The organism is Rummeliibacillus sp. TYF005 (assembly GCF_003844195.1).
GTDB lineage: Bacteria > Bacillota > Bacilli > Bacillales_A > Planococcaceae > Rummeliibacillus.
On record NZ_ML122541.1, the window covers coordinates 287180 to 308806 of the forward strand.

Consider the following 21627-nt stretch of genomic DNA (forward strand, 5'->3'; position numbering starts at 1 on the left):
TGTGGGTGAAGCTATTGTAATTACTTCTGGTAAAGGTGGAGTAGGGAAAACAACTACTACTGCCAATTTAGGTACTGCATTGGCCCTTCAAAATAAAAAAGTATGCTTAATAGACACAGATATTGGTTTGCGCAACTTAGACGTGATTTTAGGTTTAGAAAACCGTATTATCTATGATTTAGTAGATACTGTTGAAGGGCGTTGTAAAATTCAGCAGGCATTGGTAAAAGATAAACGTTTTGATGATTTACTATTTTTATTGCCAGCTGCTCAAACTTCCGATAAGAATGCTGTAACTCCTCAGCAAATGAAGACGTTAGTGGAAGAGTTAAAACTAGATTTTGACTATGTCCTAATTGACTGTCCTGCCGGAATTGAACAAGGTTATAAAAATGCCGTTGCTGGTGCTGACAGAGCGATTGTTGTTACAACGCCTGAAATTTCAGCAGTTCGTGATGCTGACCGAATTATTGGTTTATTAGAACAAGAAGAAATAGAACCGCCTAAACTCATTATTAACCGTATTCGACCACAGTTAATGAAAAACGGAGATTCAATGGATGTCAATGAAATTACAACACATCTATCTATAGATTTATTAGGAATCATTCCTGATGATGAACAAGTAATCCGTTCTTCAAACAAAGGTGAACCGATTGTAATGGAGCCTTCTACACAAGCTGCTATTGCTTATCGTAATATTGTGCGTAGAATTTTAGGTGAATCTGTGCCGCTTATGTCATTAGAAAATGAACATAAAGGTGTATTTGCAAAAATTAAAGCTTTATTTGCTAAATAATTATTTAGACATTTATGAAAAGAGTTTCTAGAGAGGTAATAATCTCTAGAGACTCTTTTTTCATTTTTACGATGCTTGGCTCATAAACTGAAAGAAAATGCAGTTTTGGGGTGGTAGTTCTTGAAAAAGTGGAAACTAATGTTGTTTGTCGCATTCTTATTATTTAGTGTAATCGTATTAGAAAAAAAGCAAATAATAAATAGTGATGTAACGGCCTACGTATTATCAAACGATGATTTATTAATTCTTACAAATTGGACAAAGGATGTATTTCATGATGAAAAAGTAACTGTTACAGCTCCTGTTATAGACTCACGGATAGGTGAATTTAACACAATGCAATCCTTTTCGAATGGAGTGTTATTATCCTACGATAAGCCTTTGACTATTTATGCGAAGCATGAAGGGTTTGTTATTTTTACAGGACATACAAAGTCTCTTGGTAAAACAATGACAATTACATACGAAACAGGGGAAAGAGTAACGTATGGATTATTAAAATCATTAGACTATTTACCATATACGACTATTAGAGAGGGAGAACCTCTTGCAACAATGGATTCAGGGACGTTCTATTTGCAAGTAGAAAGAAAAGGAGCAATGTTGGATCCAGATTCGTTAAAGGATTGGCTTCGTTGATGCGGAAGCTTAAGCTTCATCCTACACTCTTTCCTTTAATAGTATGGTTGATCATTACTGGGCAATTCTCTAACTATGCATTACTTTTCATATCGCTATGTTTGCATGAATTTGGCCATTTACTCATTGCCTATATATTAAAAGTCAAAATAAAAACATGCATAATCATGCCATATGGAGGAGAAATTCAATTTGCAACGAGATGGTTAATAACGAAAAAACAGCAATTGTTAATCGCTTTAGGTGGTCCAATTGCAACATTGATCATATATATATGCGCATTTTTCTTACCAAAAACTTTAAGTGAACCTTTACAATCGATACAAATTATTTTGTTGTTGATCAATTTATTGCCTATTTGGCCACTAGATGGAGGTCGGATTTTAGAAATAATATGGAGTGAAAAAAAGTCGTTACAAGCTACCAAAACGTCATTTTTATTAGTATCAATTACTTTTTGTATCACCTGTTTTGTAATTTCACTTTGGTATTTTCCGCAATCTATCTATTTTATGCTTATTCTTGTTTTGCTTTTTTTTCAAAATATCCAAGCTTTTCGATACAGAAAATATGAACAAGCATTTGAAAACGTTGTGTTAAATAGGTTGACGTCATAGTTTTTGTGTGGTAATATTTTAACGTTATGTAGCACCCGTGCTACAACCGCACTGAAAAGGTTACTTTAAGAATTCCTTGTGAATCACCTATTGAGGGCGAGTCTGAGACTTTGAGGAGGTGCAGTTATGTACGCAATTATTGAAACTGGTGGTAAACAAGTTAAAGTAGAAGCTGGCCAAGAAATCTACGTTGAAAAAATCAACGCTGAAGCTGGTGAAACAGTTACTTTTGACAAAGTTCTTTTCGTTGGTGGCGAAGATGTTAAAGTTGGAGCTCCTTTCGTTGAAGGCGCAACAGTTACAGCTAAAGTTGAAAAACAAGGCCGTGCTAAAAAAGTTGTTGTTTTCAAATTGAAAGCTAAAAAGAACTACCGTCGTAAACAAGGTCACCGTCAACCTTACACTAAACTAGTTGTTGAATCTATCAACGCTTAATAGTGAGGTGATAATATGATCACTGTTGGAATTCATAGCGATGAAAATCGTAAATCTTATGGATTTGAAATTTCAGGTCATGCCTATTCTGGTGAACCTGGTCATGATTTAGTTTGTGCGGGCGCATCCGCCATTGCCTTTGGTACGGTGAATGCAATTGGACAACTACTACAATTACAACCAGGCATAGAACAAGGTGAAAATGGGGGATATCTATCCTGCATAATTGACCAAAATGATCTTGACGCTGAAACCGATGCAAAACTGCAAATTATTCTTCAAACAATGGTAACACAAGTATATACGATGGTTGCTAGTTATGGAGATTTTATCGAGTTAAAATATAAGATGATCTAGGAGGTGGAACATATGTTACTAGTATCTTTAGATTTACAATTCTTCTCTTCTAAAAAAGGTGTAGGTTCTACTAAGAACGGTCGTGACTCTGAAGCAAAACGTTTAGGTGCTAAACGTGCTGATGGTCAATTCGCTACTGCTGGTTCTATTTTATACCGTCAACGCGGTACTAAAATCTATCCAGGAGAAAACGTTGGTCGCGGTGGAGACGATACTTTATTCGCAAAAGTTGATGGCGTTGTTAAATTTGAACGCTTTGGTCGCGATAAACGTAAAGTCAGCGTGTACCCAGTTGCTCAAGAAGCATAATGAATACAAAAGGACTGCATTAGTGCAGTCCTTTTTATATTCAAAAAATTTATTCTAAAAAATGAAATTTGCAATACAAATTCGGCTTTTACAATAATTTGTGAAAGTCGAATTTTTCTTATTAGGAGCAAAATCATTTAAAAATTGGTATACTGTAAGATGAACATCTCATCGAAGGAGAGTGAAAGATGAAGAACATTAAGACACTCACCGTAAATGAAGCACTACGTTTTGCTAACCATGACTTTCTAAATCAACTTCAACTGATTAAAATGAATCTTGATCTAGGTAGAACAGATTCAGCAAAGAATGCTGTAGAGGAAATTGCTGAACAAAGTAAAACCTTTTTCAATATCAATAAATTAGGACTTCCCAAAACAATTGAATGGATCCATACATTAGGATGGCGATACCCAAGCTTCCATGTTACGATTCAGAGTATAGTTGAACATGAAGTAGATTCTACATTAGATGATGCTATTTCTAATTATTTAGAACAATCCATCTTGCATATCTACCCATCATTAGATCCATTTACTGAACAAAATCTTTCGTTACAACTTTATTCAACAGAACAGCAATTTGAAATTGTATTTCATGCAAAAGGTCATTGGAACGAAAAAGAAGTATTCAAACAACCGTTAACTTCAAAGCTAACGATTGAAGATGAGCAATATTCAGAACAGGAATGGCAATATGTCATTTCGAGTCAGGAGGAAAGACTTTAATGTTTGTCGACCACGTAAAAGTGTATGTTAAAGGTGGAGATGGCGGGAATGGTATGGTAGCCTTCCGTCGTGAAAAATTTGTACCAAATGGTGGCCCTGCTGGTGGAGATGGTGGTAAGGGTGGTGACGTAGTATTCGTAGTAGACGAAGGATTACGTACATTAATGGATTTCCGTTATAAACGCCATTTCAAAGCTGACCGTGGAGAACATGGTATGAGTAAAAACCAACATGGTAAAAAAGCAGAGCCTTTATATGTTTCTGTCCCACCTGGTACAGTTGTTACCGAAGAAGAAACAGGTAGAGTAATTGCAGACTTAGTTGAACATGGTCAAAAAGCGGTCATCGCAAAAGGTGGACGTGGAGGCCGTGGTAACTCTCGTTTTGCTACACCTGCAAATCCTGCGCCAGAACTTTCTGAAAAAGGGGAGCCAGGACAAGAACTTAATGTTATATTAGAATTAAAAGTATTAGCTGATGTTGGTTTAGTTGGATTCCCAAGTGTAGGGAAATCTACATTATTATCTGTTGTTACATCAGCAAAACCGAAAATTGGAGCTTATCATTTTACAACAATTGTACCAAACTTAGGAATGGTACGAATTGATGATGGAAGAAGTTTCGCAATGGCCGATCTTCCAGGACTTATTGAAGGGGCTTCTGAAGGTGTAGGTTTAGGACACCAATTCCTACGACATATCGAACGTACTAGAGTAATCGTCCATGTTATTGATATGTCTGGTATGGAAGGTCGCGACCCATACGAAGATTATTTGACTATCAACAAAGAGTTAGAACAATATAATATGCGTTTAACAGAACGTCCACAAATTATTGTTGCAAATAAAATGGACATGCCTGATGCTGAAGAAAACTTAAAAGTATTCAAAGATCAACTAGCTGAGGATGCAAAAATTTTCCCTATTTCCGCTGTCTCTCGTCAAGGATTAAAAGAGATGTTATTTGCAGTTGCAGATTTATTAGATGAAACACCTGAATTCCCACTTCATGAAATAGAAGATGAAGAAACAGACGCAACTGTTCTATATAAACATGAAGCTAAAGGTGAAGATTTTGTTATCAGTCGTGATGATGATGGAGCTTATGTATTAACAGGCTATACAATTGAACGCTTATTTAAAATGACAGACTTTAGCCGTGAAGAATCAGTACGTCGTTTCTCACGTCAATTACGTGGTATGGGTGTTGATGAAGCACTACGTGAACGCGGTGCTAAAAACGGTGATACTGTTCGCTTATTAGAATTTGAGTTTGACTTTGTAGAGTAATTATAGGGGGGAAAAAGATGAAAAACATTGCAGATCAACGCTATTATTTAGTACGCGAAGATGTGTTAACAGATGCCATGCAAAAAACATTAGAAGCAAAGCACTTGTTGCAAACAGGTGCTGTTACTTCTATATGGGATGCTGTTAAACAAGTCGATTTATCAAGAAGTGCGTTTTATAAATATCGAGATGCTGTTTTCCCCTTTCACTCTATTGTACAAGAACGTATTTTAACAGTTTTTTTACAGCTAGAGGACCGAAAAGGGACGCTAGCTCGACTACTATCCACCGTAACAGATACACATTGCAACGTGCTAACAATACATCAAACGATTCCGATTCAAGGACGAGCAAATGTTACGTTATCACTAGATGTGACAGCAATGGATGTAGAGTTAGATGAATTATTACAGAGTCTTAAAAAATTAGACTTTGTAGAGTCAGCAGAGGTAATTAGTTCAGGCGCATTATAAGGAGGCATTTCGATTTGGCAGCTAGAGAATGGGAAAATAGAGTAGCTTATTTAGGTCCAAAAGGTACGTTTACTAATTTAGCAGCACAAGAACTATTTCAAAATGAATGGATGATTCCATATAAAACTATTCCGGAATGTATTGAAGCTGTGGCTGAAGAACAAGTTGAATTAGCCATTGTTCCTTTAGAAAACGCTCTAGAGGGTACTGTCCCGTTGACTATCGACTATTTATACCATGAAGTTAATTTATACGTTGTAGGAGAGGTATTAACACCTATTGAGCAACATTTAATGGTACATAAAAAGCAAGTAGAAATTTGGGAGAAGAATATCCAGGGTATCTATTCTCATCCTCATGCCTTAGCGCAATGTCATAAATATTTATATTATCGCTTTAAAGGTGTTCCTTTACATCAAACAACATCTACTGCAGCAGCAGCGAAGTTAGTTTCTGAACATCCAGATGATTGTATCGCTGCAATTGGAAATTTAGCTGCAGCCGAAACATATAATTTAGAAATTGTGCAACCAGGAGTTCATGATTTCCATTTTAATCATACTCGGTTCGTCATACTTTCCAAAAAGAATCGCCGTATTGAATTAGCAGAACGTGAGGCACAGATTAAAACAACGCTTATGGTTGAATTACCAGACGATCGTTCAGGTGCATTACATCAAATTTTATCTGTATTCGCATGGCGTAAGATCAATTTAAGCAAAATCGAATCGAGACCTTTAAAAACAGGTTTAGGTAATTATTTCTTCATCTTAGATGTGTTAGAAGATGAAAATGCTCCAATGATGAATGGTGCTATGGAGGAACTTGCTGCTCTCGGTTGCTCTGTTAAGACTCTAGGAAGCTATTACACTTACAAGCATCATTCCAAACAAGATATAAAAAAAGTGTCCAAATCATAAATTTGGACACTTTTTTATTTCTACGAAAGTAGATACCCTTTTTCTTTTAATAATTTTTCAGCTAAGTCTAGTTGCGCTTCGGATGGAGCAGAAATGGTATGGAGATGAGCGCCGTCTGTTAATGCCATTAAGGGACTTGCATTAGTTTCTTGAAGCTTTTTCAAAAATTGTTGTACATCAAATCGATTTTTAACCATAATATTAGCTGTTATTTCACCGTATACTGGATGTTCAACTGTTACGTCTTTTACCGTAATGCCTGCATCAACTAGAGTGTTTAATTCGTCTTCTGTTTGCTCTGAAGTATGCAAAGCTACAATTTGACGTTCGTAATTTTGTACACTTTCATGCTGATTAAAATATAGATACCCCTGACTAGTGGCGATAATTGGTTCATTTCTCGCTTTTAACAAGGCAATATCATTGACGATTACTTGTCTTGAAACACTTGCTCTTTTCGCTAATTCAGTTCCAGTGATGGCTGTTTCTTCTGTCTTTAATAAATTTAATAAAAACGCTCTCCGCTCTTCACCAAGTAATTTTTTCATATATAACACCTCAAAATACAAGCATAAATAGTACTTCTACATTCATAGTGTAACATGAAAGGCGTAAACAAATAAGATTCGAGTGTCCAAATAATGATGCTTTTCATATTGTATAGAGACGGAAGGAGGAAAAACGTGCGCGTTCATACTGTCAAAAAGGGCGAAACTCTCTGGAAAATCGCAAGGCAATACGGTGTTCCTTTTGAGGACATGAAAAGATTAAACGCCCATTTAGCTAATCCTGATTACATTGTTCCAGGAATGGAATTATTTTTACCTGATGCGCCCAAAAAGGAATTACCTCAGAAACAGGTGGAAGAATCTTCTGTAGCGCAGCCGAAGGAGCAACCGGTAGTAAGACCAAAAGAACAACCGGTGGCACCAAAACCAAAGGAGCAACCAGTAGCAAAGCCAAAAGAGCAACCGATAGCAAAACCAAAAGAACAGCCGGTGGCACCAAAGCCAAAAGAACAGCCAATTTCAAAGCCGAAAGAACAACCAGTCTTACCAAAACCAAAAGAGCAACCAATTGTAAGACCAAAAGAACAGCCGATTAAAGTAAAAGAGCAACCAAAAGCACCTCCAAAAGAAATGCCTATACCAATTGAAGAACCCAAACCAATACCTCATATACATCCATATGAAGAAGCCCGCCCCGTCAGAGCAAGAATCGAGATAATAGAACAACATGAGGAGGAATTCTTTATCAAACCGGAACATGAAAATAAGCAGGAACCAATCTGTGAACCATGTACAAAGGAAGTCCAGATGCCAGCACCAATCCCGATCCCTACTCCACCACCAATGCCAATGCCAGTACCGGTGCAAATGCCGTGTCAACCAATGCCAATTCCATGCCAACCAATGCCAATCCCATGTCAACCAATCGTAGCACAACCACAACCGTGTGGCTGTGGTGGACATCAAATGATGCAGCAATGGCCTGCAGCAATGCAGCCGGCACAGATGATGCAGCAATGGCCCGCAGCAATGCAGCCAGCGCCAATGATGCAGCAATGGCCAACACAGAATATGGCTCAACAATGGTCCGAATCCATGATGTCACCAATGGAAGAAATGCCAATGGCTGTGCCAAACTGGAATATGCCAGAATCTACAAGAGAATGTGAATCATCAATATATGAAACTACTCAACAGCAACAAGTAGATGCGTGGCAGAACATGCCGGCGATTCCTTATGCACAGCATGCTGAATCTTGGAACTTTGCACCACCAATGTCTTATCAGCCAATGCCATACCAACATATGATGTGGCCTGGACATGGACATTGTTGTTCACCGTATCCACCAGTTCATCATTATCCACAACCACAACCATATTACATGCAAGATTTCCCGCAAGCAGGTAATGAGTGGTAATACGTGAGCAACTTCGACGTGAAAAAGAAGATTAAATCTAATGTCTGGCATTGTCAGTTAGATAAAAAAGAATTTGTTATGAAAAAGTACGATAATTTAGCGGTTGCTAAAAAAGTAAAAGCGATTCATGAAAGTCTTGCTGACATTCAGTTTCCGCATACGTTATCAGAAGTTAAGTTAGAAGATAAAAACATACTTATACAACCATGGATAAAAAATGCTAGAGCATTTAATTATCAATCCAGATTGGATCGTACAAATTCTCTAGCAATTTTACATCAGCTACATCAAACCGGAGAAAAAATAGATTGGTCAAAAGAAGAATTTCGTTTACCAACATATGATTTGAGACTTAAATGGCAAGAAAGGTTACAGAAATTCATGTTGCATTATACACAAGTATCTGTATACCTTGGTGCAGACAATTGTAATCAGTTAATCTTATATGCTCAAGAAGCGTTAGCAGGATTTAAACACCTAGAACCTTTAAAAAGTGAAAAGACATTACTTCATGGAGATATCGTACATCATAACTTTTTAAAGAGTTCGAATGGGAAAAACATTTTAATAGATTTTGATTTGGCTTCTTATGGGCACCCAGAGGAAGAACTGATTATGTGGATGCATCGGGTACTGCCAAACGTAAATTACAATTTAAATGCATTACTTAGAGAACAACCATCACTTAAAAGAGTACCAGAAACATACTTACAGACATTACGTTTTCCTAACGAGTTATTACGTGAATGGATGTATGTAAAAAACGTAATAACGGAAAGACAACAGGCATTTGTAGAAGAACTAATAAGCTTTACGGAAGTCGCGCTCTCTTCATGGCCAAAACTGTGGTATGATTGTGGTAAGTGAAAATAGTATAAAAGCAAGTTTTCTAGGATAGGCCGGTTTTGGCCTATCTTTTTTCACTATTAAAGTAGGTTGACGTTTTATGACATATATAAAATTATGCTATAATCGATAGCGTTGAACAAAAGGAGAATTGCTATGTATGACTACATAATGGGGACTGTTACTCGTGTAACGCCTGAATATATTGTGATTGAGCAACAAGGGATTGGCTGGCAATTATATACGCCAAATCCATTTGCATTTCAAGTGAATAAGGAAACAATAAAGGTCTTTACTCATTTACATGTACGTGAAGATGCACAACTATTATTTGCTTTTAAAACGTTAGAACAACGTGAATTATTCCGCAAACTTATTCAAGTATCAGGAATTGGACCAAAAGGTGCATTGGCAATATTAGCAAGTGGTAACCCTAGTCAAGTAATTTCTGCTATTGAACAAGAGGATGAAAAATTCCTAGTAAAATTCCCTGGAGTCGGTAAGAAAACAGCTAGACAAATGATTTTAGATTTGAAAGGGAAGTTAGATAGTTTACTTGGAGATATAGAATTACCTAGTGCTGACGACGAATTACCATTGTTCGGTGTAAATCCGAATAAGCATGAATTAGAGGAGGCGCTTTTAGCCCTTAGTGCTCTTGGCTATTCTGAAAGAGAGCTTACGAAGATTCACCCACAATTGGATGAAGATAATCGTTTAAGCACAACAGAAGAGTATATGAAACAAGCTTTGAAACTTTTGTTAAAACAACAGTAGATAGAAAGGAGGTAATACAATGGATGACCGTGTCGTTTCAAGTGAAGCTACAAAAGATGATGATCAGTATGAATTGTCGTTACGTCCCCAAAACCTTGTGCAATATATAGGGCAGGATAAAGTAAAAGAGAATTTGAAGATTTTCATAGAAGCTGCTAAAATGCGCGAAGAGAGTCTTGACCATGTCCTGCTATATGGACCTCCTGGACTTGGTAAAACAACGTTGGCAGCAGTTATTGCCAATGAAATGGGCGTTAATATTCATATGACAAGTGGCCCAGCGATTGAAAGGCCAGGAGATTTAGCTGCTATTGTCAGTTCACTTGAACCGGGAGATGTCTTATTTATCGATGAAATTCATCGATTACCACGAGCTATTGAAGAAGTTTTATATCCTGCTATGGAAGACTTTTGTTTAGATATTGTAGTAGGGAAGGGACCTCAAGCACGTTCAGTAAGACTAGATTTGCCTCCTTTTACATTAGTTGGTGCAACAACGAGAGCTGGAGCACTATCTGCTCCACTTAGAGACCGTTTTGGTGTATTATTACGTTTAGACTACTATGATGAATATTCATTGACTGAAATTGTTCGTAGAAGCTCTGAATTGTTTGGAGTGAATATCGATAAAATTGCAGCAGGAGAGATTGCAAGGCGCTCTCGTGGAACACCGAGAATTGCCAACCGTCTTTTAAAACGAGTGCGTGATTATGCTCAAGTAATTGGAGACGGTGATATTACCCTTAAATTAGCACAAGACGCATTAGAACTTCTTCAAGTTGATCCGCTTGGATTAGATCATATAGATCATAAACTAATTGAGAATATGATTGAACGCTTCCGTGGGGGACCAGTAGGGTTAGATACTATTGCCGCAAGCATTGGAGAAGAATCGATGACTATTGAAGACGTATATGAACCATATTTAATGCAGATTGGTTTTATCCAAAGAACACCAAGAGGTCGCATAGCTACTGCACTTGCATATGAACATTTTGGCTTTGCTTATCCATCAGGGTCATAATTTGATGTGAAATTGGATATTTCTATAAATCCATTAACAAACCAAATAATAAGAAGGAAGTTTAACATGAAATTAGAAGATTTTGATTACTATTTACCAGAAGAATTAATCGCACAAACACCATTAAAAGACCGTGCTTCTAGTCGTCTTATGGTGTTAGATCGTGAAACTGGTGAAGTTTCCCATCATCATTTCCGTGATATTTTGGATGAATTACATGAAGGGGATTGCCTAATTCTAAATAATACTCGAGTATTACCTGCACGTTTAATCGGTGTGAAAGAAGAAACAGGTGCTCATATTGAAGTATTATTATTAAAACAAACAAGTGATGACCAATGGGAAACACTTGTAAAACCAGCTAAACGTGTAAAAGTGGGTACTGAAATCACTTTTGGTGACGGTTTACTAAAAGCAACATGTACTGGCGAATTAGAACACGGTGGCCGTATGTTTAAATTCGATTACGAAGGAATTTTCATCGAAATTCTTGAAAAACTTGGTACAATGCCATTACCACCATATATTCATGAACAACTAGAAGATCAAGAACGTTACCAAACTGTTTACTCTAAAGAACTTGGATCCGCAGCTGCTCCAACAGCAGGTCTTCACTTTACAGAAGAATTGTTAGATCAAATTCGTGCAAAAGGTGTAAAAGTAGCATTCCTAACATTACATGTCGGAATCGGTACTTTCCGTCCAGTAAGTGTTGAAAATATCGAAGAACACGATATGCATGCAGAATTTTATAACCTATCTGAAGAAACTGCAAAAGTGATCAATGATACAAAAGCAAATGGCGGACGTGTCATCGCAGTTGGAACAACTTCTACTCGTACTCTTGAAACAATTGCACATCGTAATGATGGCCAAATTGTTGCAGAATCAGGTTGGACAACTATTTTCATCTACCCAGGTTTTGAATACCAAGCAATTGATGGAATGGTTACAAACTTCCACTTACCAAAATCTACGCTTGTTATGATGATCAGTGCACTCGCAGGCCGTGAAAATGTGTTAAATGCATATAAAATTGCTGTAGAAAATAAATATCGTTTCTTCAGTTTCGGTGATGCAATGTTCATCCGACCAAAAGCAAAGAAAGGAAATTAATACATGTCTCAAGCAATTCGATATGAGCTTATTAAAACAGATAAGCAAACAGGTGCAAGGTTAGGAATTGTGCATACACCGCACGGCTCCTTTGAAACACCAGCATTTATGCCAGTTGGCACACAAGCAACAGTTAAAACAATGTCGCCAGAAGAAGTAAAAGGAATGGGTGCTGGCATTATTTTAAGTAATACGTATCACTTATGGCTTCGTCCAGGTCACGAAATTATTCGTGAAGCAGGTGGGCTACACAAATTTATGAACTGGGATCGAGCAATTTTAACGGACTCAGGCGGTTTCCAAGTATTTAGTTTAAGCGATATTCGTCGTATTGAAGAAGAAGGCGTTCATTTCCGTAACCATCTAAATGGAGACAAGCTTTTCTTAAGCCCAGAAAAATCAATGGAAATTCAAAATGCTCTTGGTTCAGATATTATGATGGCATTTGATGAATGCCCTCCATATCCAGCTACGGATGAATATATGAAGAATTCTGTGGAACGAACTTCAAGATGGGCAGAACGTTGCTTAAAAGCGCATGCTCGTCCAGAAGACCAAGGGTTATTTGGGATAGTACAAGGTGGGGAATTCGAAGACCTTCGTAAACAATCTGCGAAGGATTTAGTTTCTCTTGATTTCCCTGGTTATGCAATTGGTGGTTTATCAGTTGGTGAACCAAAAGATATTATGAATAGAATGCTTGAATATACGACACCATTGTTACCTTCCAACAAACCACGTTATTTAATGGGAGTAGGTTCACCAGATTCATTAATCGATGGAGCCATTCGTGGTATTGATATGTTTGACTGCGTTTTACCAACTCGTATTGCACGAAATGGTACATGTATGACTAGTCAAGGACGTTTAGTTGTGAAAAATGCTAAGTATGCTCGTGACTTTGGACCACTTGATCCTAACTGTGATTGCTATACTTGCAAAAACTATTCACGTGCATATATTCGTCATTTGATCAAAGCAGATGAAACATTTGGTATTCGTTTAACTTCATATCATAATCTATACTTCTTACAAGATTTGATGCGTCAAGTTCGTCAAGCAATCCGTGAAGATCGCCTTGGTGACTTCCGTGAAGAATTCTTTGAACAATATGGTTTTAATAAACCAAATGCAAAAAATTTCTAATTCTTGTATAATAAATGCTAGAGATAGAAAGGGGGATATAAATGCAAGGTTTACAAGGTCTAATACCGATGATTATTATTTTTGCGTTAATGTATTTTATGTTGATTCGTCCAGCTCAAAAACAACGTAAAAATACTCAATCAATGCAAAATAGTTTGGCAAAAGGTAATAAGGTTGTTACAATTGGTGGTTTACACGGTGAAATCGAAGCAATCGATGACTCATCAGTGTTGATCAAAGTTGAAGATGGCTCAAAATTACGTTTTGAACGTGCTGCAATAGGGAAAGTACTAGATGGAGCAACAGCTACAAAATAATTTAATAAATAATTATTATCGTATAAATAATATTGTGAGTTCAATACTATTTATACATTAAAAAGCCTTTATTTCTCTTGAAATAAAGGCTTTTTTCCATATTTGAAGAAGTTAATAGTATACCATTCTGAAGGGAAGCAGTGACGGTGTCTAAAAAACAACACAATATTCATAAGAAAATTGAACAGTTAGGATTTGATGATGATACGATTCATGCACGCTTGACTGCAAAACAGCGTATGTTTCAAAATCGTTCAGGAAGCAATCGTGTTAGAGTACCTACTAAACCAAAATGGATTCGCTCATTAGGGTTCATTGTTTTTATATTACTTATGTGTGGATTAGTAATAGTTGCAATTTCTCTTTTGTTATAATGCATAATTTTATGGGAAAGACAAAGGATAGAAGTTAAAAAGGGGTCATGATGTGAACGATTTTATAATAATCGCATTTCGTACGTTCTTCCTATACTTTGTCATTTTAATTATTTTCAAGTTAATGGGGAAACGTGAAGTTGGGGAATTAAGCGTAATGGATTTGGTGATTTTTATATTAATTGCAGATGTAGCTTCGTTTGCAGTGGATAACCCGAAAAGAAGTTTATTTGAATCCATTTTACCAATGATCATCCTATTAGTTATACAAGTAACTATTTCATTTATTTCCTTAAAAAGTAAGAAAGTTCGTGATAAAATAGATGGTGATCCAACAATAATTATTCGTGATGGTGTACTTTTAGAAAAAGAGATGAAAAGACAGCGTTATAATTTAGATGATTTGTTCCAACAGCTTAGAGAAAAAGACATAGGTTCTGTACAAAAAATAGCGTATGCATTTTTAGAACCATCCGGAAATCTGTCGGTATTTATGAAGGATAATTTACCGCCAATTTTGCCATTAATAGTAGACGGTGAGATTCAAAAAAGACATCTATTATTAATCAAAAAAAGCGAACGATGGTTAAGAAGTGAATTAAGTAAAATTGGACATGACGATCATAGTAAAATTTTTTACTGTTGTTTTGAAGATGGTAAGATCCATGTCCAATTGAAATCATAGTCTTTTTCTTAATGTCTTCGTTAAGTAACGAAAATCATTGATACGAATTTGATTGGTAAACATTAGTACAACAAATATGATCGCAAGAGTAATCGAACCATTTATCCATAGGTTAAATTGAGAAGTAGGAATAATGTATTCGCGAAAAACAACGATTAAAATGGAAGCCCAGTAAGGTATGATAAATAACTTAAACCCGGTATCGACATATTTCTTTTTTCGAATAGTTGCGATATGCAAGAAGGAAGTGATGAGTACACCAAAACCGATTGCAATAACAGCACCCGTTTCCGCAATTTCTGGTTGAGATGCGAGAGCGAGCATTACTAAAAGTTTGCCAACTCCGCCATATACAGAATTCATCATAGCAGCTTTTGCTTCATCTAATGCTTGCAAGATAGAATTTAATGGGCTCTGAATATAATAAAAGAAGAAAATAGGTGCTAATAATTTCATATACCCTCTATCTTCTGATAGATGGAAAAGCTTGGTTGCAAATTCATCACCATATAGATAAAAGAAAACAGCACTGAAGCAACCGACAATTGTAGATAATCTTAGAGCGATATGCACTCTCTCTCTTAGCAATGATTGATTGCCTCGGGCGACAGCATCACTTACTGCGGGAATTAGTACAACAGCTAAAGCAAAAGGAATAAATGATGGGAACAGCAATAATGGTATATGCACACCTGAAATAATGCCATATTGCTTTGTTGCAGCTGCAGCGGTTAATCCTGCTAAAGTCAAAGCTTTTAAAAATACAATTGGTTCTAAAAACCAAGTAAAAGATCCAAATAGTCTACTACCTGTTGATGGTAACGCAATATCTAAAATCGGTTTTGGAGAAGAATAACCAGTCGATGATAGCACGAGTCCTTTTTGTTTTGCATGTAAATATTTCCAATACAAATAGATTAGAGCAGCTGCTTCAGCGAGCCCTGTAATTACCATTGCGTAGGTTGCTGTCATAGCTGGGTTATCTTGTACAACGCCATATGGTAAAAGCCATGTAATCATTGCAATTCGAATGACTTGTTCGATTGTTTGGGACCAAGCTGTTTCTTCAATACGTGCAAGGCCTTGGAATAATCCTTTCAAAAGAGCAGAAGCAATTGAAAGTGGAACAGTGAACAATGAGACATATAAAAGCATTCGCACATGATTATCATGTAAGAGATTTTCAGCTAAATACGGGATGAATAATAGTATAAGTGGAAAGAAAATAAGTATAGATATATAGCTTAATAGTCTTGATGTTCGCATTAACTTACTAATTTCAACTCTTTTACCTTTTGCCTCTAGTTCTGCAACGATTTTCGCAATGGCAGTTGGTATACCTAATTGGACAAGGGATAAAAAGAATATAAATGCTGGATATGCTGTCATGTAAACTCCAACAGCGTCTTCACCAGCAACTCGCATAAATTGCATTCGATATAAGAATCCTAATAATTTAGAGAGTAGAACCGCTCCCATTAATAAAAATGTGCCATGGAAAAATGAAGTCATAAGGTCCCTTCTTTCTATATATACAATTTCATCGGAAGAATAAATCTTGTACGTTCAAAATACTGAAAAGGACGTGAGTATATTGGTAGTTCAATATGAGCAATTGTTTCAAAAAGTATTACCTGTCCTATCGATTAGAAAAGCTGATTTTAAGATGGAAGGTTTAAAACATATTACTGAACAAGATATTTGGCGATTTTTGGTTTCTAAAAAATGGAGAAAGATAGATGAATCCGATTTAGCTTTACATAAAGTAATTGAAGATATATTTTCTTTAACTGCTGCTCAGTATATGACTTTCACACAAGTAGAAGAACTAAAAAGTTCAAATTGGTTTGCTCCTATTAACGAAGAAGAATTTCAATTATTAATAGGTAAAGGAAACTCAAGCTCACAAGAAATTTCTTCATAAAATTGTAAATAGTATATGGGATTGATTTGACAGGTAGACAAACCTGTTTCATAATAAACGTGTTATGCAATAAAATGTAAGCTAGAATCAATAGAATTAGAATTATGTATTTAGAAGAATTCTACGCTTCATAAGGGCAATTCATGCTCGTAATTGGAAGATAGTTTACTGACTAGGACAACACTTCTATACAAAGTAGTGACAGGACAACTAGCTAACAAAACGGACATTAAGAATTGTCTACTGTCATTAGTAATACCGCGGTATTGTTTGAGGAGGAAGTTTTAATGAAATTAAAAAGCCGAATCGTCGCGTTCCTGATGATTGTCGTTGTAATTGGCGCACTTATGGGAACGACCGTTAAAGGCGTACTAAGTAATATTAACTTAGGCCTAGATCTTCAAGGCGGCTTCGAAGTTCTTTATCAAGTAGAACCGTTGAAAAAAGGACAGAAAATTACGGAAAGTGATGTTAAAGCAACAGCAGAGGCCATTAGTAAACGTGTCAATGTTCTTGGTGTTAGTGAACCAAGCATCCAAATTGAAAGCGGAAATCGTATCCGTGTTCAATTAGCAGGTGTAAAGGACCAAGAATCAGCGCGTGAAGTTCTTTCAAACCAAGCAAATCTAACTTTCCGTGACGTCAATGACAAAGTGTTATTAGACGGTAATGATTTGCAACAAGGAGGAGCAAAAGCAGCATTTGACCAAGAAGGTCGTCCGATGGTTACACTTAAACTGAAAGACCCTGATAAGTTTGGTCAAGTAACTAGCAAGATTGCTGCAATGGGATCACCTAATAATTTATTGGTAATTTGGTTAGACTTCGATGAAGGAAAAGATTCTTATAAAAAAGAAGTTTTGAAAAAAAATCCTAGATTTGAATCTAATCCACAAGTTACTCAAACAATCAATTCAAAAGATGTTCAAATCACTGGTAATTATACAGTACAAGAAACTAAAGATTTAGCAGGTATTTTAAATGCTGGTGCACTTCCTGCTAAACTTACTGAAATGTATTCAACTTCTGTTGGTGCACAGTTCGGTGATGAAGCTTTAAATAGTACAGTATTTGCTAGTATTATTGGTGTAGCGCTAATCTTTATCTTTATGTTATTGGTTTATCGTTTACCAGGTTTAATAGCAGATATTACACTTACTATTTTCACATTTATTGTTTTAGTATTGTTTGACTGGATTCATGTAGTCTTAACTCTACCAGGTATTGCTGCTTTAGTTCTTGGGATAGGGATGGCAGTTGATGCGAATATCCTTATGTATGAACGTATCAAAGAAGAATTACGTGTTGGTAAATCTGTAAAAGCTGCGTTCCATTCGGGCTCAAAATCGTCATTCACTGCGATTTTTGATGCGAATATTACAACGTTACTTGCAGCTGGCGTATTATTTGCTTTTGGTACAAGCTCCGTTAAAGGTTTTGCGACAACATTAATCATTTCAATCTTAGTCAGCTTTTTAACAGCTGTATGGGGTACACGTATCCTATTAGGATTGCTTGTTAATAGTGGTTATTTAGATGGAAAAGTTGGATTATTTGGTGTCAAAAAATCTCGTGTTCATAAGATTGAAGAGGGTGTTGATACACTTGATCTATCAACACATTTCGATCGTTTCGACTTTGTACACAATCGCAATAAATTCTTCGCATTATCAGCAGTCTTAATCATCGCAGGTATGATTATACTAGGTATTTTCAAACTGAACCTTGGTATTGATTTCACACATGGTTCTCGTGTTGAAGTTACATCTAATCATGCATTAACGAAAGATGATGTAGAATCTTATATTGATAAAATTGGTTTTTCTTCAGATGATATTGTCATTTCAGGAAACAAAAATGACCGAGCAGTCATCCGATATAAACACGATTTTTCAAAAGATGATGTTAAAAAGTTAAATGCTGAGTTCAAAAAAGAATATGGTGATACACCTAGTATTAGTACAGTTTCACCAACAATCGGTACAGAATTAGCGAAAAATGCTGTAAAAGCATTAGTTTGGGCAGCACTTGGTATCATTATTTATGTCGCTTTCCGATTCGAATGGCGAATGGGTATTGGTGCAATTGCCTCATTACTTCATGACGTATTCTTTATGGTAGCGATATTCAGTCTATTCCGTATAGAAGTAGACATTACTTTTATCGCAGCTGTATTAACCATTGTCGGTTACTCAATTAATGATACAATCGTAACATTTGACCGTATTCGAGAAAACTTACATCGCGTTAAGAAGATTAAAGATGCTGACGATTTAGCGCATATTGTCAATAAATCATTACGTCAAACTTTAGGACGTTCTGTTAATACAGTTATGACCGTAATTGTAGTAGTTGTAGCGCTATTAATCTTCGGTGCAAGCTCTATATCCACATTCTCAATCGCGTTATTAATTGGTTTAGTAACAGGTATGTATTCTTCTATCTACATTGCAGCCCAAATTTGGTACGTATTAAAAGTACGTGAAATGAAGAAAAAAGGGCATGTTGATGTAGATAAAAAGAAAAAACAATGGGGATCAGACGAGCCTGTAGTGTAATCTATTTCTCCAGTATTTAAAAAATGAAAAACCAACCTATTGTATTTCAGTAGGTTGGTTTTTATTTTAAAAAAAATAGTATAAATGTTACTGGATAGTATTAATAAAGTATTAAAATAGGCATAAAATTATGATATTATAAAAGTGTATAAAGTACTTAATATGTAATAAAATAAGGTTATTAGAACTACTTTTGCGGACGCGTAAAAATTTGGTGTGGTGGGATGTGCTAAATTTTAAAAGAAAATGGAGAAGTAAATGATGAGTACAAAAAAATGGATTATAGCATATTTGACAATGTGTATTATTTTCGTGATTTCCCCATTATTTTCTCAAGCAAAAGATGAGCAATATCAAAATGTGATGATTGTTTATAATGATGACGACGGTAAAAAGCAAGTTTTAGAACAGGCAACTAAAACGGAACATACATATGAAAATCTACATACAATTGAAGGCTCTTTTACAAAAGAAGCAATCGATTCTTTAAAGGGGACATCTGGTATTAAAGTTGTTGAAAAAAAACCAGCAACACTTCAAATCGAAAATACATCTAGTTCAATACTTACAACAATTACACCAAATTGGAATATCAATGCGGTTAACGCACAAAAAGCATGGGCTTCCGGTTTAACAGGGCAAAATGTAAAGGTAGCAGTCATTGATACAGGTGTGGCTATCAATAGCTCATTACCTAATGTGAAGCGATATTCATTTGTAGATGATAATCCAACAACTCGTATTGATGATAGTTCACCATATGATATAGATGGGCATGGCACATTTGTCTCAGGAATCATTGCTGCAAGTTTAACTTCAAGCCAATTATACGGCAATATTGTAGGGATTGCTCCGGATGCTACGATATATAGTCTAAAAGTATTTGAAAAAGATGGAGCAAGTATGGAATCTATATTAAAAGCACTTGAATGGTCGATTGAAAATAAGATAGATATTGTTAATATGTCGCTTGGAACTCCAGATGATGACCCAATCTTAAAAAATGCGATCCAAGCAGCTTATAACGCTGGTTTAACAATTGTCGCTGCTGCAGGAAATGATGGTATCGGAAAAAATGTAGAATATCCTGCAAGATATGATGGTGTGATTGCTGTTTCTTCAGTGGATCGTAGCAATCAGATTTCTTATTTTTCAAACACCGGTTCAAAGGTGGAATTTACAGCACCAGGAAGTGATATTTATAGCTTAGGAATTAATGGCAAATACGAAAAAGGTTCTGGTACTTCTTTTGCTGCTCCTCATGTTACGGGCATTTTAGCATTACTAACCCAGCAATATCCAGATTATAATAACGAAAAGCTTCGTAAAGTTCTCAGAAATTACACAATTGATCTAGGAAGTAAAGGAAAAGATCCATACTATGGATATGGTTTAGTGAATTATAATTTAACAACACCAGATGACGTCCAAAAGCTTGAAGTTCATAACATCACAGAAAATTCAGCAATGATTTCATTTGCGCCCAAAGAAAAATCTATAATACCTTCTGAAAAATATAATATATATATAAATAATAAACGAATTGCTACAACAACAGGACATGACTATACTTTTACTAATTTAAAAGAGGGTACTACCTACAAAGTTTTAGTTGAATCAGTGAGTGCTAATAATATTGCTTCAGCAGGTAAAGATATTGCCTTTACAACGATAAAACCAACTGTAGAGGAACAGTACATAAAAAAATATAGAAATACTATTACAAGTTGGATTTCTAGAGTTGAAAAAGGACAATCATTAACGTTCCAAACACAATTTGCCTACCTTTATTCAATAAGAGAAGGTTTATCAAAGTCTCAAAAAAAATTGCTCTCTAATTATAATAAGAAGATAAAACTAGTTATTATTTCTTCTACTTCAACATCTAGTTATGTAAAAGCATCAAACTTAAAAAGTCTTAAATCAAAAAAAACAACAACTATTACATTTGGCACAGCTTTAAAAACTAAAACATTAACAACAAGTAAAGTGTCGATTATTCATGCTGGTAAAAAAATAACTGGTTTTAAACTTAAAAAGGATACAAAAGGAAAAACAATTAAACTATCAACAACCAAAACGTTAGCGAAAGGAAATTACGTAATCTTCATAAATAACAAAGGTGTCAAAACTTCAAAAGGAAAACAATTATCTAGACCAATTGCAATTGAATATGTCTTAAAATAATTTAAAGAAACAATAGTAATGTAGAAGAAACTGAATAACAAACATTTATAATAACGAATTTTCCAAAATGGAAAGAGACGCTTTTTGTTCAAACTTAAACAGAAAATGTCTCTTTTCTTTGGCTATTCTATCTCTATCATCCACGCATTCGATTTAAAATAGTATTCTACTTTCAATAA

At 35.7% G+C, this 21627-nt stretch carries 24 protein-coding genes and 1 other annotated feature; of the genes, 22 read left to right on the forward strand and 2 right to left on the reverse strand.

Annotated features, from left to right (window positions below; all coding sequences use genetic code 11):
• The first annotated feature begins 1 nt into the window (after position 1).
• The 10 genes from minD to pheA all read left to right on the forward strand — a co-directional run bounded on the left by minD (position 2) and on the right by pheA (position 6566).
• A complete protein-coding gene (gene minD, locus CW357_RS01465) occupies positions 2-799 on the forward strand; it encodes a septum site-determining protein MinD (RefSeq protein WP_119415796.1) in 798 nt (265 codons plus the stop codon).
• A 120-nt stretch (positions 800-919) separates the two neighbouring features.
• On the forward strand, positions 920-1438 hold the full coding sequence (locus CW357_RS01470; protein ID WP_119415797.1) for a peptidoglycan DD-metalloendopeptidase family protein: 519 nt from the start codon (positions 920-922) through the stop codon (positions 1436-1438).
• The gene (locus tag CW357_RS01475) at positions 1438-2055 is read left to right on the forward strand and encodes a site-2 protease family protein (RefSeq protein ID WP_119415798.1); all 618 of its coding nucleotides are present in this window, start codon (positions 1438-1440) and stop codon (positions 2053-2055) included. The genes CW357_RS01470 and CW357_RS01475 overlap by 1 nt, the downstream gene beginning before the upstream one ends.
• 34 nt (positions 2056-2089) lie before the next feature.
• Positions 2090-2169, forward strand: a sequence feature (ribosomal protein L21 leader region).
• A gap of 12 nt (positions 2170-2181) precedes the next feature.
• Positions 2182-2490, forward strand: a complete 309-nt coding sequence (gene rplU, locus CW357_RS01480) for a 50S ribosomal protein L21 (RefSeq protein ID WP_119415799.1) — start codon at positions 2182-2184, stop codon at positions 2488-2490.
• A 15-nt stretch (positions 2491-2505) separates the two neighbouring features.
• Positions 2506-2847, forward strand: coding sequence for a ribosomal-processing cysteine protease Prp (locus CW357_RS01485; RefSeq protein WP_119415800.1), 342 nt, complete (start codon positions 2506-2508; stop codon positions 2845-2847).
• A gap of 12 nt (positions 2848-2859) precedes the next feature.
• Complete coding sequence (gene rpmA / locus CW357_RS01490; protein ID WP_102691199.1) at positions 2860-3156, forward strand: 50S ribosomal protein L27; 297 nt, start codon at positions 2860-2862, stop codon at positions 3154-3156.
• Positions 3157-3344: 188 nt separating this feature from the next.
• Positions 3345-3884 (forward strand): Spo0B domain-containing protein, encoded by a 540-nt coding sequence (locus CW357_RS01495; protein WP_119416195.1) that lies wholly within the window; start codon positions 3345-3347, stop codon positions 3882-3884.
• Entirely contained in the window at positions 3884-5173 is a 1290-nt protein-coding gene (gene obgE, locus CW357_RS01500; protein ID WP_119416194.1) for a GTPase ObgE, read from the forward strand. The genes CW357_RS01495 and obgE overlap by 1 nt, the downstream gene beginning before the upstream one ends.
• A gap of 17 nt (positions 5174-5190) precedes the next feature.
• The gene (locus tag CW357_RS01505) at positions 5191-5646 is read left to right on the forward strand and encodes an ACT domain-containing protein (protein ID WP_119416193.1); all 456 of its coding nucleotides are present in this window, start codon (positions 5191-5193) and stop codon (positions 5644-5646) included.
• A 14-nt stretch (positions 5647-5660) separates the two neighbouring features.
• Entirely contained in the window at positions 5661-6566 is a 906-nt protein-coding gene (gene pheA, locus CW357_RS01510; protein WP_119416192.1) for a prephenate dehydratase, read from the forward strand.
• Positions 6567-6586: 20 nt separating this feature from the next.
• On the opposite strand, the gene CW357_RS01515 is transcribed toward pheA, so the two are convergent.
• Positions 6587-7114: a transcription repressor NadR gene (locus CW357_RS01515; protein WP_119416191.1), complete on the reverse strand. Its 528-nt coding sequence runs from the start codon at positions 7112-7114 to the stop codon at positions 6587-6589.
• Positions 7115-7249: 135 nt separating this feature from the next.
• Here CW357_RS01515 and CW357_RS01520 point away from each other — a divergent pair, with 135 nt between their 5' ends.
• The 9 genes from CW357_RS01520 to CW357_RS01560 all read left to right on the forward strand — a co-directional run bounded on the left by CW357_RS01520 (position 7250) and on the right by CW357_RS01560 (position 14779).
• On the forward strand, positions 7250-8494 hold the full coding sequence (locus CW357_RS01520) for a LysM peptidoglycan-binding domain-containing protein (protein ID WP_158582368.1): 1245 nt from the start codon (positions 7250-7252) through the stop codon (positions 8492-8494).
• 3 nt (positions 8495-8497) lie between these two features.
• A complete protein-coding gene (locus CW357_RS01525) occupies positions 8498-9361 on the forward strand; it encodes an aminoglycoside phosphotransferase family protein (RefSeq protein WP_119416171.1) in 864 nt (287 codons plus the stop codon).
• Between the two features lie 135 nt (positions 9362-9496).
• Positions 9497-10117 carry a Holliday junction branch migration protein RuvA gene (ruvA, locus tag CW357_RS01530; RefSeq protein WP_119416170.1) on the forward strand — a complete coding sequence of 207 codons (621 nt, stop codon included), beginning with the start codon at positions 9497-9499 and terminating at the stop codon, positions 10115-10117.
• Between the two features lie 19 nt (positions 10118-10136).
• On the forward strand, positions 10137-11141 hold the full coding sequence (gene ruvB / locus CW357_RS01535) for a Holliday junction branch migration DNA helicase RuvB (protein WP_124217181.1): 1005 nt from the start codon (positions 10137-10139) through the stop codon (positions 11139-11141).
• Positions 11142-11207: 66 nt separating this feature from the next.
• Complete coding sequence (queA, locus tag CW357_RS01540) at positions 11208-12257, forward strand: tRNA preQ1(34) S-adenosylmethionine ribosyltransferase-isomerase QueA (protein WP_119416168.1); 1050 nt, start codon at positions 11208-11210, stop codon at positions 12255-12257.
• A gap of 3 nt (positions 12258-12260) precedes the next feature.
• Positions 12261-13403, forward strand: a complete 1143-nt coding sequence (gene tgt, locus CW357_RS01545) for a tRNA guanosine(34) transglycosylase Tgt (protein ID WP_124217182.1) — start codon at positions 12261-12263, stop codon at positions 13401-13403.
• 41 nt (positions 13404-13444) lie between these two features.
• Positions 13445-13720 carry a preprotein translocase subunit YajC gene (gene yajC / locus CW357_RS01550; protein ID WP_119416166.1) on the forward strand — a complete coding sequence of 92 codons (276 nt, stop codon included), beginning with the start codon at positions 13445-13447 and terminating at the stop codon, positions 13718-13720.
• A 146-nt stretch (positions 13721-13866) separates the two neighbouring features.
• Positions 13867-14094, forward strand: coding sequence for a hypothetical protein (locus tag CW357_RS01555; RefSeq protein WP_119416165.1), 228 nt, complete (start codon positions 13867-13869; stop codon positions 14092-14094).
• A gap of 52 nt (positions 14095-14146) precedes the next feature.
• A complete protein-coding gene (locus CW357_RS01560) occupies positions 14147-14779 on the forward strand; it encodes a DUF421 domain-containing protein (protein WP_119416164.1) in 633 nt (210 codons plus the stop codon).
• On the opposite strand, the gene CW357_RS01565 is transcribed toward CW357_RS01560, so the two are convergent.
• Positions 14774-16291, reverse strand: coding sequence for a putative polysaccharide biosynthesis protein (locus CW357_RS01565; RefSeq protein ID WP_119416163.1), 1518 nt, complete (start codon positions 16289-16291; stop codon positions 14774-14776). The genes CW357_RS01560 and CW357_RS01565 overlap by 6 nt on opposite strands.
• A gap of 82 nt (positions 16292-16373) precedes the next feature.
• Between CW357_RS01565 and CW357_RS01570 the strand changes: the two genes are divergently transcribed.
• The 3 genes from CW357_RS01570 to CW357_RS01580 all read left to right on the forward strand — a co-directional run bounded on the left by CW357_RS01570 (position 16374) and on the right by CW357_RS01580 (position 21448).
• Complete coding sequence (locus CW357_RS01570) at positions 16374-16703, forward strand: post-transcriptional regulator (protein ID WP_158582366.1); 330 nt, start codon at positions 16374-16376, stop codon at positions 16701-16703.
• A 287-nt stretch (positions 16704-16990) separates the two neighbouring features.
• Positions 16991-19261 carry a protein translocase subunit SecDF gene (gene secDF / locus CW357_RS01575; RefSeq protein WP_119416161.1) on the forward strand — a complete coding sequence of 757 codons (2271 nt, stop codon included), beginning with the start codon at positions 16991-16993 and terminating at the stop codon, positions 19259-19261.
• Positions 19262-19522: 261 nt separating this feature from the next.
• The gene (locus CW357_RS01580; protein WP_158582365.1) at positions 19523-21448 is read left to right on the forward strand and encodes a S8 family serine peptidase; all 1926 of its coding nucleotides are present in this window, start codon (positions 19523-19525) and stop codon (positions 21446-21448) included.
• Positions 21449-21627: the final 179 nt, after the last annotated feature.